Origin of the sequence: Kocuria salina (assembly GCF_013368965.1) — a bacterium.
In the GTDB taxonomy this organism is placed as follows: Bacteria; Actinomycetota; Actinomycetes; order Actinomycetales; family Micrococcaceae; genus Kocuria; species Kocuria rosea.
Genome location: NZ_SSSF01000006.1, coordinates 101,210 through 116,232, shown reverse-complemented (window position 1 = coordinate 116,232; position 15,023 = coordinate 101,210). Strand labels below are relative to the sequence as shown.

At 75.2% G+C, this 15,023-nt stretch carries 13 protein-coding genes; 9 read left to right on the top strand and 4 right to left on the bottom strand.

The genetic code is table 11. The annotated features are described in order from the left end of the window. Positions 1 to 90 precede the first annotated feature (90 nt). From E7Z53_RS12905 to E7Z53_RS12890, 4 genes are read left to right on the top strand one after another with little or no spacing between them, the layout of a single operon-like run. Positions 91 to 732, top strand: coding sequence for an ABC transporter permease (locus tag E7Z53_RS12905; protein WP_017832050.1), 642 nt, complete (start codon positions 91 to 93; stop codon positions 730 to 732). Between the two features lie 4 nt (positions 733 to 736). After that, positions 737 to 1,966: an ABC transporter ATP-binding protein gene (locus E7Z53_RS12900; protein WP_176337925.1), complete on the top strand. Its 1,230-nt coding sequence runs from the start codon at positions 737 to 739 to the stop codon at positions 1,964 to 1,966. Beyond that, positions 1,963 to 2,775, top strand: a complete 813-nt coding sequence (locus E7Z53_RS12895) for an ABC transporter permease (RefSeq protein WP_241482850.1) — start codon at positions 1,963 to 1,965, stop codon at positions 2,773 to 2,775. Before E7Z53_RS12900 ends, E7Z53_RS12895 begins: the two co-directional genes overlap by 4 nt. Beyond that, the gene (locus E7Z53_RS12890; RefSeq protein ID WP_035926006.1) at positions 2,772 to 3,752 is read left to right on the top strand and encodes a glycine betaine ABC transporter substrate-binding protein; all 981 of its coding nucleotides are present in this window, start codon (positions 2,772 to 2,774) and stop codon (positions 3,750 to 3,752) included. Before E7Z53_RS12895 ends, E7Z53_RS12890 begins: the two co-directional genes overlap by 4 nt. Here the strand turns inward: E7Z53_RS12890 and E7Z53_RS12885 are convergent. From E7Z53_RS12885 to E7Z53_RS12870, 4 genes are all read right to left on the bottom strand, one after another. Continuing rightward, complete coding sequence (locus tag E7Z53_RS12885; RefSeq protein ID WP_176337924.1) at positions 3,710 to 4,372, bottom strand: hypothetical protein; 663 nt, start codon at positions 4,370 to 4,372, stop codon at positions 3,710 to 3,712. The genes E7Z53_RS12890 and E7Z53_RS12885 overlap by 43 nt on opposite strands. Before the next feature lie 52 nt (positions 4,373 to 4,424). After that, positions 4,425 to 5,087, bottom strand: a complete 663-nt coding sequence (locus tag E7Z53_RS12880) for a hypothetical protein (RefSeq protein ID WP_126349843.1) — start codon at positions 5,085 to 5,087, stop codon at positions 4,425 to 4,427. Then, on the bottom strand, positions 5,084 to 8,713 hold the full coding sequence (locus tag E7Z53_RS12875) for a TM0106 family RecB-like putative nuclease (protein ID WP_035926015.1): 3,630 nt from the start codon (positions 8,711 to 8,713) through the stop codon (positions 5,084 to 5,086). The genes E7Z53_RS12880 and E7Z53_RS12875 overlap by 4 nt, the downstream gene beginning before the upstream one ends. Before the next feature lie 456 nt (positions 8,714 to 9,169). Beyond that, positions 9,170 to 9,697 (bottom strand): inorganic diphosphatase, encoded by a 528-nt coding sequence (locus E7Z53_RS12870; protein ID WP_017832043.1) that lies wholly within the window; start codon positions 9,695 to 9,697, stop codon positions 9,170 to 9,172. A 234-nt stretch (positions 9,698 to 9,931) separates the two neighbouring features. Here E7Z53_RS12870 and dacB point away from each other — a divergent pair, with 234 nt between their 5' ends. The 5 genes from dacB (at position 9,932) to hpt (ending at position 14,872) form a co-directional block, all read left to right on the top strand. Then, the gene (gene dacB / locus E7Z53_RS12865; RefSeq protein ID WP_176337923.1) at positions 9,932 to 11,386 is read left to right on the top strand and encodes a D-alanyl-D-alanine carboxypeptidase/D-alanyl-D-alanine endopeptidase; all 1,455 of its coding nucleotides are present in this window, start codon (positions 9,932 to 9,934) and stop codon (positions 11,384 to 11,386) included. A gap of 45 nt (positions 11,387 to 11,431) precedes the next feature. Then, positions 11,432 to 12,613: a zinc-dependent metalloprotease gene (locus E7Z53_RS12860; protein WP_176337922.1), complete on the top strand. Its 1,182-nt coding sequence runs from the start codon at positions 11,432 to 11,434 to the stop codon at positions 12,611 to 12,613. A 126-nt stretch (positions 12,614 to 12,739) separates the two neighbouring features. Next, positions 12,740 to 13,219 (top strand): hypothetical protein, encoded by a 480-nt coding sequence (locus E7Z53_RS12855; RefSeq protein WP_035926022.1) that lies wholly within the window; start codon positions 12,740 to 12,742, stop codon positions 13,217 to 13,219. Beyond that, positions 13,216 to 14,331 carry a tRNA lysidine(34) synthetase TilS gene (gene tilS, locus E7Z53_RS12850; protein WP_017832039.1) on the top strand — a complete coding sequence of 372 codons (1,116 nt, stop codon included), beginning with the start codon at positions 13,216 to 13,218 and terminating at the stop codon, positions 14,329 to 14,331. Before E7Z53_RS12855 ends, tilS begins: the two co-directional genes overlap by 4 nt. Further along, on the top strand, positions 14,321 to 14,872 hold the full coding sequence (hpt, locus tag E7Z53_RS12845) for a hypoxanthine phosphoribosyltransferase (protein WP_017832038.1): 552 nt from the start codon (positions 14,321 to 14,323) through the stop codon (positions 14,870 to 14,872). The genes tilS and hpt overlap by 11 nt, the downstream gene beginning before the upstream one ends. Positions 14,873 to 15,023 lie beyond the last annotated feature (151 nt).

Here is a 15,023-nt window from a genome sequence, read left to right as displayed (position 1 = left end):
TGTGATCCGGGCCATCTCCATGAGAACGGAGTGCTAGCCTTCTTGCCAGGCCGGGTGACCACGTCATCGACGACGACCGAAGGGTGTGCCGTGATCGAGTACGTCTCCGACCGGTGGGAACAGATCCTCTTCGCCAGCTGGCAGCACTTCTCCCTGGTGGTCCAGTGCCTGGTCCTGGCCACGGTCCTGGCGGTGGCCCTCGCGGCGCTGTGCTACCGCTCGCCCCGGCTCACGACCGTGGCCAACAACGTCTCGGCCGTGGGGCTGACCATCCCGTCCTTCGCGCTCATCGGCCTGCTGATCGCCCCGCTGGGGTTCGGGGTGGCCCCCGCCGTCGTCGTCGTCACCTTCTTCGCCGTCCTCCCCGTCCTGCGCAACGCGCTCGTGGGGCTCGCCGGGGTCCCGCAGGCCACCGTTGAGGCGGCGCGCGGGCTCGGCATGAGCAGGGCGGCGACCTTCCTGCGCGTGGAGCTGCCGATGGCGTGGCCGGTCATCCAGGCCGGCATGCGGGTCTCGGCGCAGATGGTGATGGGCGTGGCCGCCATTGCCGCCTACGTGCTCGGCCCCGGCCTGGGCGGCTTCATCTTCTCGGGCCTGTCGCGGCTCGGGGGCGCCAACTCCTTCGCGTCGGTCGTCACCGGCGTCGTGGCCGTCATCGTCGTCGCACTCATCCTGGACGGGCTGCTCGTGCTGCTCGGCCGGCTCACCACATCGCGAGGTATCCGTGTCTGACTCCATGACCACCCCCCGCACAGACTCCTCCGTCACCGGGGCCCGGATCCTGCTGGAGAACGTCTCCAAGCGCTACCCCGGGCAGGCCAAGGCCGCGGTCGACGGCCTGACGCTCGAGATCCCCGCGGGCAGCATCGTCATGTTCGTGGGCCCCTCCGGCTGCGGCAAGACCACCACGCTGAAGATGATCAACCGGCTCATCGAACCCACCGAGGGCCGGATCGTCATCGACGGCCAGGACGTGACCTCGATGAACGGCGACGAGCTGCGCCGCGGCATCGGCTACGTGATCCAGGCCGGCGGGCTGTTCCCGCACATGAGCGTGGCCACCAACATCGGCATGGTCCCGAAGATGCTCGGCTGGGACAAGCAGCGCATCGCCGCCCGCGTGGACGAGCTGCTCGAGCTCGTCTCCCTCGACCCGGCCGTCTACCGCGACCGGTACCCGAGAGAGCTCTCCGGGGGTCAGCAGCAGCGCGTCGGGGTGGCCCGCGCCCTGGCCGCGGACCCGCCCGTGCTGCTCATGGACGAGCCGTTCGGGGCCGTGGACCCCATCACCCGCCAGCGGCTCCAGGACGAGCTCATCAACATCCAGCACGAGCTGCAGAAGACCATCGTGTGCGTGACCCACGACTTCGACGAGGCGGTCAAGCTCGGCGACTGGATCGCGGTCTTCGACGAGGGCGCCCGGATCGTCCAGTACGACGCCCCGGAGCGCGTCCTGGCGGAACCGGCGGACGAGTTCGTGGAGGACTTCATCGGCTCGGGCGCGGGGCTCAAGCAGCTCACCCTCACCCGGGTCCGGGAGGTCGACCTCGTCCCCGCCGTGACGACCCGCCCCGGCGAGGACGTCCGGGCGGTGCTCGGGCGGGTCGACGAGGCGGGCACCCGGGACGTCGTCGTGGTCGACGACCGCGGCCGGCCGCTGTCCTGGCCCTCCCGCCGTCAGCTCGAGCGCTTCGGGACCGTCCCCGGGGAGCACAACGACCGCCTGCCCCTGGTCGGCACGAGTTCCACGCTCAACGACGCGCTGGACACCATGCTCGTCTCCAGCACGGGGGCGGCGCTCGTGGTGGGGCCGCGGGACCGGTTCGAGGGCGTCATCTACGTCGAGACCGTCATGGCCGCGATCACCGAGGCCCGCCGGGCCGTGGCCGCGGAGGACGCGCCCCTCGGCCACAACACGGGTGAGATGCCCGCGGTCAGCGCGAGCCCGGGAGGCGGGGACCGATGAGCGCACAGACCGAGCGCCCCGCCGCCGCGGAGCCGGAGCCCGCCGACGACCCCGTGTCACGCCCGGCCGCGGCCGACCCGGACCAGCGCACCTGGAAGGGCCTGCTCCTGCAGCCCGTGGCGATCCTCGCGGCGCTGGGCCTGCTCGTGCTCTGGCTGACCACGGCGGAGCTCACCGAGACGGAGGCCGTGACCCTGAGCCCCGCATCGCTGTGGGCCCTGACCCTGGAGCACCTGCAGCTGACGGTCGTGGCCACGGTGGTGGTCCTGCTCATCGCGATCCCGGTCGGCATCCTCCTGACCCGCAGACCGTTGCGCTTCCTCACGGGCCCGGTCATCGCGCTGGCGAACATCGGCCAGGCCGCCCCGGCGGTGGGCCTCGTCGTCCTGTTCGCCTTCTGGTTCGGCTTCGGCTTCCGGGCGGCCGTGGTCGCCCTGATCGTCTACGCGATCCTGCCCGTCCTGAAGAACACGATGGTGGGCCTCGACGGGGTGGACCGCAGCCTCGTCGAGGCGGGCCGGGGCATGGGGATGAGCGCCGCCGCGGTCCTGTTCCGGGTCGAGCTGCCCCTGGCCGTGCCCGTCATGCTGGCCGGCGTGCGCACCGCCCTGATCCTGGTGGTCGGCACCGCGACCCTCGCCACGTTCATCAACGGTGGCGGGCTCGGGCTGCTGATCACCACCGGGGTCAACCTCAACCTCGTGCGGGTGCTGATCGCCGGCTCGATCCTCGTGGCGCTGCTCGCCCTCGCCATCGACTGGGTCGGCCGTGTCGTGGAGCACGTCGCGCGGCCGAAGGGACTGCGATGAGAACCTCCCGCGCCGCCGGCGGCGCCCTGCTGCTCTCCTGCGCCGGCCTGCTGCTGACCGGTTGCGGGCTCGAGCCGTCCACGGCCTACGTGCCCGACGCCGCGCCCGGCTCCATCCGGCCCGTCGAGGGCGCGGAGGGGACCGAGGTGCGGGTGACGTCCAAGAACTTCACCGAGCAGCTGATCCTCGGCAAGATCGGGGTGCTCGCGGTGCAGGCCGCCGGCTTCGAGACCGAGGACATCACCAACGTGCCCGGGTCCCAGCCGGTGCGCGAGCTCATGCTCTCCGGGGACGCCGATCTCACCTTCGAGTACACCGGCACGGCCTGGCTGACCTACCTCGGGCGGGCGGAGGGCATCCCGGACCAGCAGGAGCAGTGGCGGGCCGTGTACGAGGAGGACCTCGGCAACGGGCTGACGTGGGGCGCCCCGGCGGCCCTCAACAACACCTACGCCATGGCCGTGCGCTCCGAGTACGCCGAGGCCAACGACCTGGCGACCGTCTCGGACATCGCGGACCTGCCGGTGGCCGAGCGGACGTTCTGCGTGGAGTCGGAGTTCAACTCCCGCAGCGACGGGATGACCCCCCTGCTGGCCCACTACGGCCTGGACCGCGGCAGCGAGGTGCCCGAGGGCAACATCGGCATCTACGACACCGGCGCGATCTACTCGGCGACCGACGACGGGGAGTGCAACTTCGGGGAGGTCTTCTCCACGGACGGCCGCATCCCGGCCCTGGACCTGACCGTGCTCGAGGACGACCGGCAGTTCTTCCCCGCCTACAACGCCGCCCCCGTCTTCAGCACGGAGCTGCTGGACGAGTTCCCAGCGCTCGAGCAGGTCCTGGAGCCGATCGCCGCGGCGCTCACCGACGACGTGATGCAGGAGCTCAACCGGCAGGTGGACGTCGAGGGGCGGGACCCGGCCGACGTCGCCTACGAGTGGATGATCTCCGAGGGGTTCATCGTCGAGCCCTGAGCCCCGCCCGCCGGGCCGCCCCGGGCCGGCTCGCACAGGCCCAGCAGCCGGGCCGCCGCGGGCCGGGCGTCCTGCTCCTCCTGCCACAGGGAGCGGGCCACCGCCTTGGAGACCGCCTGCGGGGAGATGCCGAGCTCGGCGGCCACGGCCTTCTGCTGGCCGCGGGCCCCCGGCACGAGCAGGTCGACCACGCGCCACTCCGCGTCGCTGCGCTCCGCCACGATCCGGCCCAGCAGCCGCAGCACGGCCTGCGCCTGCGCCGCGGCGGGCGCGTCCTCGGCGACCACGCGCACCGGCACCCGGCCCGCGGCGGCCTCGGCGGCGGCGCGCGCGTGCGCCGTCCCGGGGCCGTCGGCGCGCAGGCCCGTCCGGCCCTCCGGGTCGGTCGCCGTCTCCAGCCGGACCGGCCCCACCCCGACCCCCACGCTCCAGGCCGATCCGCGCAGACCGGCGAGCGCGGCCGCGACCGCGGCGCCGGAATCGGCGGTGATGCCCTGCACCGCGTGCGCCCGGGCGCGCTGGAACGGCACCACGGTCTCGAGGTCCGCGAGGCGGCGCAGGAGGCCCGGCACGAGGTCGCCCGCCTCGCGGCGGCGCTGGTCCAGGGTCACGACGTACACGGTCCCAGTATCGGGCACGGGGGCCGCGGGGGAGGGGGGGCGCGGCGGGGACTCACTCCCAGAACCGCGGCTCGATGTCGACCCCCTGCACGATGAGCTCGTCCTCGAGGGGCTCCCGGCACACCACGGGCAGGCGCAGGCAGCCGATGCGGTCGTCGGGGCCGAAGTAGGCGGTGAGCCGGTCGAAGCCCTGCCGGAACGAGGCCAGCTCCTTGGCCGTGGCGGCGACCTCCGCCAGGTCGGCGTCGGAGCCGAGCACCCAGAAGGAGTCCGGGTCGGTCAGCTGGAGCAGTCCCACGGCCGCCCCGGCGTCGTTGTTCTCGGTCCCGGCCCAGCCCGGGACCCGCAGCCACCCGCCCGGTGCCGCCGCGCCCAGGGCCGGCGCCAGGGGGTCGTACTCCCACGCCCGGGCCTGCTGCAGCCACGCGGGCGGCGCCGGGAGGTAGAGCGGGCCGTCGAGGTCCACGGGCCACCGGGCGGCGGCGAACGCCCCGGCGTCCACGCGGTCCCAGAACTGCTCCGCGGTGAGGTCGGTGCCCACGCTGTTGAGCGCCGCCCCGGGATCGTCCTGGTGCATGCCGTGCCAGTAGGTGGGGCGGGTCCGGACGTCGGCGCGCCGCAGCAGGGCGTCCAGCTCCTCCAGGTGGGCCGGCTCGCCGAGCACCACCGTCCTGGACTCGAAGTGCAGGACGTAGGGCACGCGCTCGGTGCTCACGGCAGCCCCGCGGGCCGTCCGCGGCGGCACAGCCGCGTGAAGCGGCCGAGCACCTGCAGCGCCTCCGGGGTGGCGGGCAGGTAGTCCGTCAGGGCGGGGGAGCGCACCACCACGGCGCACCACTGCCCCCGGGAGACCGCCACGTTGAGCCGGTTGGGGGAGAGCAGGAACTCCATCCCTCGGGGGCCGTCGGCCGCGGAGGCGGCCATCGACACGATCACGACGGGGGCCTCCTGGCCCTGGAACCGGTCGACGGTGCCCACCCGGACCCCGCCGCCGTCCTCGTCCCGCAGGCCCGCGGCGGCGAGCTCCCGGCCGATCAAATCGACCTGGGCGTTGTACGCGGCCACCACGAGCACGTCCTCGGGCGCCAGCGGCACGGGGGGTGCCCCCGGACCGGAGCGCCACGGCGTCCCGGCGAACTCGTGCACCAGCTCCACGACGCGCCGGGCCTCCTCGGGGGAGGCCGTGCGGTTGCCGGTGTGCTCGACGTAGCAGGTGCGCAGGCCCGGGGCCACGCCGGTGAGCTCTCGGCGGCCCGCGGCCGGGGCGGACCCGAGCCGCCCGGCGTAGGAGAGCTCGGAGACCGGTTCGCACAGGGCCGGGTGCATCCGCCAGGTGCGGTCCAGGAAGTAGCCGTGCTCGGCGGGCAGGGTGGGCGAGCCGTGGGAGAGCCAGCCCAGCGCCGACTCGTCCACGGGCAGGGGGTGGGTGCCCTGCGAGACCTGCGGCAGCTGCTGCGGGTCGCCCAGCAGCAGCAGGCGCCGCGCGGCCCGGGACACGGCCAGGGTGTTGGCCAGCGAGTACTGCCCGGCCTCGTCGACCACGAGCAGGTCCAGGGCCTCGTCCTCGAGGTGCTTGGCGTTGGAGAAGTCCCACGCGGTGCCGCCCACCACGGCGCCGCCGTCCGCCAGGAACGCGGCGAAGTCCTTCCCCGGGACGTCGCGCCACGGCGTCTCCCGGTCCGCGGGCCGGCCCGAGGGCGGCTTCTTGCCGACGCGCTCGGGGGCGACCCCGCCCTTCTCGAGCACCCCGGTGAGGAGGTTCTCGACGACGGCGTGGGACTGCGCCACCACGCCGATTCGCCAGCCGGCCTCCACGAGCCGGCCGATCACGTGGGAGCCGAGGAACGTCTTGCCGCTGCCCGGGGGCCCCTGGACGGCGAGGAAGCTGCGGTCGAGCGAGCGCAGGGCACGCACCACGGCGTCGATCGTGCCGTCGGGGCCGTCGTGCGGGCGGGGCAGGGGGCTGCCGTCCGCGGGCCGCGGCGCCCGGCGCTGCAGCAGCTCGAGGCCGGGCTGCCGCGGGAGCTCCGGCAGGGCGTCGGCCGTGCGGGCGGCGAGGGTCTGCAGGGACTCCTCGAGGGAGCGGGTGGCGATCGGCTGGGCCGGGCCCAGCGCGATCGGCAGCTCCGCCCAGGGCTCGGGGGCCGGGGCGTCCCGCGGCTTCTTCAGCCGTTCGCGCACGGTGAGCACCGCCGTGCCGTCCTCGTGCTCCTCGACGTGCTCGAGGGCGGCGGTCCAGTCCCCGGCGCGGCCGCTGCCGCGCGGGGCGGCGTCCTCGGCCAGGTGCGCGGGCACGGGGGCCCCGTACATCAGGAACAGCCCGGCGGTGCCGGGTCTGGGGGTGGAGCCCTCGCCGAACCGGCCCGCGAGGCGCAGGAGCCGGGTGGGTGCGGCGCTGCTGCGCTTGCCCGGGTCCTTCGCCCAGTCCTCCAGGACCTCCGCGCGCCGGACCACGAACACGTCGCGGGTGTCCTCCCAGTCCTCCACGGGGCCCTCGAGGCGGTCGAAGTGGGACCACCAGTACTGCTTGCGCTCGCGCCGGTGGTAGCCGGTGGCGGAGGCGACCATCGCGACGGCCGTGCGCTGCTCCTCGGTCAGGACGTCCCGCGCGGACGGGTCGTCCAGGTGCTCGTGCAGGCGCTGCTCGGCACCGGTCATCCCGGCGTCCGGCAGCTCCTCGGGCAGCTCGAGCCGCTCCTGGGCGGGGCGCGGCGGGTGGTCCGCCGGGTCCGGGGAGATCCCGGCGAGGCCCAGCAGCCAGTCCCGCAGCCGCAGGGTCGAGAGGCAGTCGTAGGCGTTGTAGTCGGCGATCCCGGCCAGCAGCCGCGCCGCGTCCTCCTCCCGCCCGGCCGCCCGGGCCGTGCACCAGTCGGCGTAGGCGACCACCGACGCACCGGCGTCCACGACGTCCCCGGTGCGCAGGTGCTCGCCCATGTAGAGCGGCTCCAGCTTCTTGATGGAGTACGAGCTCTCCGACAGCCGCAGGCTTCCCCGCACCGTGTCGTAGAGGTCCACCAGCACGTTCTCGCGCAGCAGCTCGTCCACGGCGTCCTCGCCCACCGCGTGCACGAGCGAGAGCCGGCGCAGGGCCGCCTTCTCGTAGTTGGCGTAGTGGTAGACGTGCATGCCGGGGAAGCGCCGGCGCCGTTCGGCCACGTAGTCGAGGAACGCCCGGAGCGCGTCCCGCTCCTGGGCCCGGGAGTGCGCCCAGAACGGCCGGAAGACGGGGGCGGCGCCGGGCTCCGGGGGCTGCTCCACGACGCCGAACAGGTACTCGAGCCCCCAGGACGTCGGGTCCCCCGGGTCCTGCCACAGCGGGTCGCCCTCGAAGTCGAAGAACACGTCCCCGGCGTCCGGGGCGGGCAGCCGCCGCACGGGGTCCGTGGCCGTGACCCGGTAGGCGATCCGGCGGGTCCCCCCGTCCTTCCGGTACTCGACCGAGCCGTCCTCCCCGCCCCGGCCGGTCTGCATGGCCGCCTGGTCCCGCAGCCGCCGCAGCGCGGCGGGGAGCCGCCGGTCCTCCAGCAGCGCGAGCTCGTCGACGGTGCGCACGCCGTGCCGGTCGCGCAGCGTGCGGCGCACCCGCACGGACAGCCCCGCCGTCAGCAGCAGGTCCCGGTGCTCGGCGACGGCCCGGGCGCAGTGCTCGCACCGGCCGCAGCGGGCGACGTCGTCGTCCTGCCAGTCCACGGGCCCGGGCCGCGCCCGGTGCGCGGCGGCGGCCGCGACGAAGCGCTCCCGGCGCTCGCGGTAGACCGCCAGGTGCTCGGAGACGGGGAAGACCGCCTCCCGCTGGTCGCCGAGGACCAGGGTGACCTCGGGGGCCACGTCCACCCCGGCCCGCTCGAGCTGGTCGGCGTAGGCGGCGAGCTGGAGCAGGGCGGTGACCTTGGCGTGCCGGGCGAGCTTGGTGTCGTGCACCGCGTACGCGCCGTCCGGGCGGCGGACGAGGAAGTCGGCGCGGCCGTGGAAGGCACCGTCGAAGAAGGAGGCCTGGAAGACCACGTCGGCGCCCGCGCGCAGGGCGTCCAGGGACTCGGCGTGCTTGGCGGTCAGCTCGTCCCGGTCCATCCGCCGGGCCGGCTCGACCTCGTGCACCCCCCGTCCGGTCGCCGCGTCCCACGGGCCGAACGCCGCCAGGTGCGCGGCCAGGACCCGGTGCTCGTGGGCGTCGCCCAGCTCGGCCGTGCGGGCGAGCATCGCGTCCCGCTCCGGGGCCCGGCGCGGCGCCCGCCCCAGCTTCTCGTCCAGGACGCACAGGCTCGCGTAGGGGCACTCGGCCGCGCGCACCAGGTCGCTCGCGGAGAAGACGAGGTCCGCCTCGGGGCCCAGCAGGAACATGCGCATCCTTCCGACGGCGCCGGGTCCGTCCCGGGTCCGCGTCCATCGAACCACAGGGACCGGACGTCACAAGGAGGGCGGGACCGGCAGCGCAGGACGGGGATCGACCGGCAGGTCCTCGGACCTGCCGGCCGACTCCCGGGGGCCGGTGACCGGCCCGCCGGGATGGACCGGGAGAGATCGATGGGATGCGGCGCGGGTGGGGGGACCCCCGCCGCCACCGGGCACCTCGCGGGTGCGCTCCGGCGACCTCGATCCCGGTCGGCGGCCCGGATGCCGATGGGGGGATGCATCCTGGGGCCGTCGGGCCGGCTGAGCCGGCCGATCCCAATATAACGAAATTCATGGAATCCCTGTAGGGCGCACGTCACGCGCCGACCCGGGTCGGGCCCGGGGCCCCGGACGCGCGGGGGCCGGGGACCCTCCGGTCCCCGGCCCCCGCGCGTGCCCGTCCGCTCAGTCGGTGGACGGGGCCTTCTCCTCGGCCTCGGCGGCCGAGTCGTAGTGGGACTGCTCGAAGCGCTCGCGGGCCTCCTCGACGAGGCGCTCGGCGGTCTCCCGGCCCTCCCAGCCCTCGCCCTTGACCCACTTGTTGGGCTCGAGGTCCTTGTAGCGCTCGAAGAAGTGCTGGATCTCCTTGAGCTTGTACTCGTCGATGTCGTCGAGACCCTGGATGTGGTCGTAGCGCTTGTCCGTGGACACGCACAGGATCTTCGCGTCCCCGCCGGCCTCGTCGTTCATGTTGAACACGGCGATGGGGCGCGACTCCACGAGCACGCCCGGGACGATCTCGAAGTCCAGGAGCACGAGGGCGTCCAGGGGGTCGCCGTCCTCGCCCAGGCTGTCCTCGAAGTAGCCGTAGTGCGCGGGGTACTGCATCGACGTGAACAGGACGCGGTCCAGGCGGAGGCGGCCGGTCTCGTGGTCGATCTCGTACTTGACGCGCGATCCCCGGGGGATCTCGATGGTGACGTCCAACTCCATGGTGCTTCTCCTCGTGCTGGATGGGCCCGGAAGGGCCGGAAAGGGCTGACAGCGGCCGAGCGCGGCCGCACCACCCGGGCGGGGTGGGGCAGATCCGAGACCCACGATAGCGGCGGCCCCGCGGGCGGCGGTAACCGTCCGGCCCGCCACGGGGCCGCGCCCGGCCCGCCGCGGCGCCGCTCCGGGGCCGGCGCCGGTCCGCCGCGGCGCCGCGGACCGGGCCACAATGGGGGCATGAGCAGTCCCCGACGCCACGGTCCCCCCGCCGGGCGACGGCGGCCGCGGGCCCGTCCGGGCCCCGGTCACCGCGCCCTGACGGCGCTGCTCGCCGCCGGCTGCGTGGGCGTGGCGGGCTGGCTGCACCCCCACTGGGCCCCCGCGCTGGGCCTGGCCGGGAACGACCTCCCGGCGGCCCGAGTCCTCCCCGCGGAGGCGCCCGCCCCCGCCGGGGCCGTTCCCCCCGACCCGGCCGCCCCCGTGCCCGGCGCCGCCGAGGTGGCCGCGGCGGTGGAGCCCGTGCTCGCAGGCACCGCCGGACGGCGCTCCGTCCTCGTGGCCGACGCCCTCACCGGGGAGCCGCTGCTCGAGCGGGACGCGGACGCGCCCCTGGTCCCGGCCTCCAACCAGAAGCTCGTCACGGCGCTGTCCCTGCTCACCCACGCCGACCCCGGCCGGCGCCTGCGCACCACGGTGGTCGAGGGGCCGGAGCCGGGCACGGTGGTGCTGGTGGCCGGCGGGGACACCCTGCTGAGCCCGGGCGGCTCCGACCCGGACGCCGTGCTGGGCCGGGCCGGGATCCGGACCCTGGCGCAGGAGACGGCCGAGGCGCTCGCCGAGCGCGGGGCGGCCGGGCCCACCGCCGTGCGGTGGGACGCGAGCCTGTTCGCCGGACCGGACGTCAACGAGGACTGGGCCTCGGGGGACGTCGCGGCGGGGCAGATCGGGCCGGTCGCGCCCATGGCGTTCTGGTCCCACCGCGTGCCCGCGGGGGAGGGCCCGTCGGCGGAGCGGCCCGTGGACGCGGCGCAGGACGTCGCCGAGGTCTTCGCGGCCGAGCTCGCGGCCCGGCTCCCCGGGGGCGGGGCGCCCTCCGTCCCCGCGGTCGCGCCCGGCCGGGCGCCCGAGGGTGCGGCCGAGCTGGCCGTCGTCGAGTCCGCGACCCTCGCCGAGCAGGCCGAGCTCATGCTGCAGGACTCCGACAACCACCTCGCCGAGGTCCTCTCGCGGCTCGCGGCCCGGGCCGCGGACCGGCCCGCGAGCATCGCCGGCGGCCGTGCCGCCGCGGCCGCGGCGCTCGAGGCGCACGGTGTCCCGGCGCCGGGCGCCGTGCTCTCCGACGCGTCCGGGATGTCCCTGCGCAACCGCATCCCCGCCCGCGCGCTCGAGCAGGTCGTGCGGGCCATGGTCACCGACCCCACGGGGGCGCTGACCCCCGGCGCCCGGGCGCTCCCGGTGGCCGGCGGCAGCGGGACCCTCGCCGGCCGGTTCGACGACGACGCCGAGCGCCCCGGGCGAGGCCTGGCGCGGGCGAAGACGGGCACGCTGAACTCCGTGGTCGCCCTCAGCGGGCACGTCAGCACGGACGGGGGGCGGCTGCTGACGTTCTCCGTGGTGCTCAACGAGGTCGCCGACCCCGCCGCCGCCCGGGACGCCGTGGACCGCGCGGTGGCGGCCCTGGCCCTCCTGTGACGGCCCGCGCCGGGCGCTCCCAGGCGCGTGTGGTTGCATGAGGCCATGAGCGCAGCACAACGACCGCCGGAGACGGACGCGCCCGGGATCGTCCGGTGGGACCTCGCGGCCTCAGCCGCCGCCCGGCTCACGCCCCCGGGGCCGAGGATGTCCGCCCGGGCCATGCAGGCGGCGGTGGCCTCCATGCGCCGCCACGCCGAGGCGTCCGTGGACCACGTCCACCGGATCACCGGGCTCGAGGCGGCGCGGGACCTGCGGGACTCCACCGTGCTGGTCGTGGACCGCGCCGGGTGGTCGAAGGCCAACGCCCAGGCCTTCGAGGTGCTCATGGAGCCGGCGGTCGAGGCCCTGCGCCGGCGCCGCCCGGAGCAGTTCGGCGCGGCCGCCACCGCCCTCGGCGGCACGGCCACCGCCATGGAGATGGCGGCGGTGCTCGGGTTCCTCTCCGCGAAGGTCCTGGGCCAGTACGACCCGTACGCCGGGCTGGTCTCCGCCGTGGCCGCGCAGCGGCACCCCGGCGGGCGGCTGATGCTCGTCGCGCCCAACATCCTCACGGTCGAGCGGGAGCTCAACGTCGAGCCGGAGGACTTCCGGCTGTGGGTCTGCCTGCACGAGCAGACCCACCGCGTCCAGTTCGCCGCGGCCCCGTGGCTGCGCGAGCACATGATCGAGCAGATCAACGAGCTCGCCGACTCCCTCATGGGGCACGCCGAGACCCTCGGGGCGCGGCTCACGGAGGCGGTCCGCGCCCTGCCCGGGCGCGGCGCGGGGGCGGAGGAGCCCCGGGCCTCCCTCGGCGTGGTGGGCCTGCTCATGGGGCGGCGGGAGCGGGAGGTGCTCTCCCACCTCACCGCCGTGATGAGCCTGCTCGAGGGGCACGCGAACTTCGTGATGGACGGGGTGGACGCCTCCGTGGTGCCCTCCGTGAAGACGATCCGGCGGCGCTTCGAGCGGCGCTCCGAGCTCCAGGGCAGCCTCGACCGCTTCGTCCGGCGCCTGCTCGGGATGGACGCGAAGATGCGCCAGTACAGCGACGGCCAGCGGTTCGTCACGACCGTGGTGGGGACCGTGGGGCTGGAGTCGTTCAACCGGATCTGGGAGGCCCCGGAGCACCTGCCCACGGAGGCCGAGATCCACGCCCCGGAGCGCTGGATCGAGCGCGTGCTGGGCCCGGGCGCACCGCCGCGCCGGCCCCTCCCCGCCCCGGAGCCGCCGGGAATGTGGTAGACACCACGCACCCCCGTTTGACATGCAGATTCATACACATTAGGGGTGGGGCGTCCCGCCTCGGAGACCTCGGTCACGGCGCGACACGCGGTAGGTCGGATCACCTTTGTGTGACAAAATCTTTACGTGAGCACAGAGAATATCGAACAGCAGGTCAAGCTGTACGGCCAGCCCCTGTCGGAGCGCTTCGGCACGGTCGTCCAGGCCTACGGCATCACGCAGCGGCGACTGGCCGAGGTCCTCGGCCTCTCCGCCCCCATGCTGTCGCAGCTCAACAGCGGCCGCCGGATCAAGATCGGCAACCCGGCGGTCTACGAGCGCCTGGTGATGCTGGAGCAGCGCATCGGCACCCCGGACATCGAGGAGGTCCTCGCCGCGGTCGAGGCCTCGCAGCCCGTGCTGTCGACCACGCAGATCCAGGCCGGCATCCACAGCGAGACCAACGCCGTGGCGGCCCTCGCCCACGTGGTCCCGCGGCAGGAGCTCGAGGCCGCCCTGGACCTGCTCGGCGAGACCGCCCCGACCCTCGCCAAGGTCGTGCGCCTGGCCGTGCGGGAGTCGCAGAACCAGCAGGCCGCGAGCGACCGCGAGGACGCCCGCCGGTGACCCAGTTCGCCCGCCGCGGCCGACTGTCCCCGGACGTCGCCGCGGGGCGGCGCCGTGTGCTCGACTCCGTCCGGCAGCACGTCCCCCGGACCTCCGCGGAGCCCCCGCTCGTGCTGGTGGCCTGCAGCGGCGGCCCCGACTCCCTCGCGCTGGCCGCCGCCGCGGCCCACTTCGCCCGGCGCGGCACGCTGCGCGTGGGCGCCGTGGTGGTCGACCACGGCCTCCAGGAGGACTCCGCGGCGGTCGCGGCCCGCGCCGCCCGCACGCTCGAGCAGACCGGGCTGGCGCCCGTCGTCGTCACGGCCGTGACCGTGCGCCGGGACGCGGGCGGCCCCGAGATGGCGGCCCGCACCGCCCGCTACGCGGGCATCGCGGAGGTCGTGGGGCGCACGGGCGCCGACGCCGTGCTGCTCGGGCACACCCTGGACGACCAGGCGGAGTCCGTCCTGCTGGGCCTCGCCCGCGGCTCCGGCACCCGCTCGCTGGCCGGGATGCCCCCCGTGCGCGAGCTCGACGGCGTCACCTACCTCCGCCCGTTCCTCGACCTCTCCCGCGCGCAGACCCTGGAGATCTGCGCCGCCGAGCAGCTCGAGCCCTGGCACGACCCCACGAACCGGGACACCACCCTGATGCGCTCCCGGGTCCGCCACCGCGTGCTCCCGCTGCTGGAGGACGAGCTCGGCCCCGGTCTGGCCCGTGCCCTGGCCCGGTCCGCCGCGATCCTCGGCCCCGACGCGGACTGCCTCGACGGCGCCGCGGGGGAGCTGCTCGAGCGCGCCCGCGCCGCCGCCCCGGAGCTGCCCGGCTCCCTGGCCCTGGACCTCGCCACGGTGCGGGCCGCGCACCCCGCGCTGCGCCGCCGCGCCCTGTCGGCGGCCGTGGTCGCCGCCGGCGGACAGACCCCGGCCTACGAGCGGCTCGGCGCGCTGGACGAGTTCGCCGCGGGACACGGGGCCGCGGGGCCCGTGCAGATGGCGGGTAAGGTGTCGGTGTGGCGCCGCCGCCCGACGGCGGGCACCCGTGGCCCGGGGCACCTGGAGCTCGTCCGCCCGCGGCCCGCGAGCGCCACCCGACCCGCATCCGCATCACCCGAGGAGCGCCGTGAAGGCTGAGGACGTCCAGGGGGATCTCACCGAGGTCCTGTACAGCAAGGAAGACATCGACACGAGGATCGCCGAGCTGGCGGCCGCCGTGGACGCCGACTACCGGGGCCGGGACGTCCTGCTCGTGGGCGTGCTCAAGGGTGCGGTGATGGTCATGGCCGACCTGTGCCGGGCGCTCCAGGGCCAGTACCCCATGGACTGGATGGCCGTGTCCTCCTACGGCTCCGGGACCAAGTCCTCGGGCGTGGTCCGCATCCTGAAGGACCTGGACACGGACCTCACGGGGCGGGACGTGCTCATCGTGGAGGACATCATCGACTCGGGCCTGACCCTGTCCTGGCTGCGCGCCAACCTCGAGTCCCGCGGCACGGCCTCGGTGGAGATCTGCGCCCTGCTGCGCAAGCCCGAGGCCGCGAAGACCTCCATCGACGTCAAGTACGTGGGCTGGGACATCCCCAACGAGTTCGTGGTGGGCTACGGGCTCGACTACGCCGAGAAGTACCGCAACCTCGACTGCATCGCGACCCTGGCGCCGCACGTCTACGAGTGAGCCGGCGCCCCCGGCGGGCGTGCGCCGCGGCGGTTCCCGGGCCGGGTGTCCGCTGACAGGGAACTCCCGGCCCGTCCGGGGCCCGACCCCGAGTCCGGGCTGTACATTGTAGGTCTGCGTCCCCTGGACCTCCGGCCCTGGGCGGGCACGG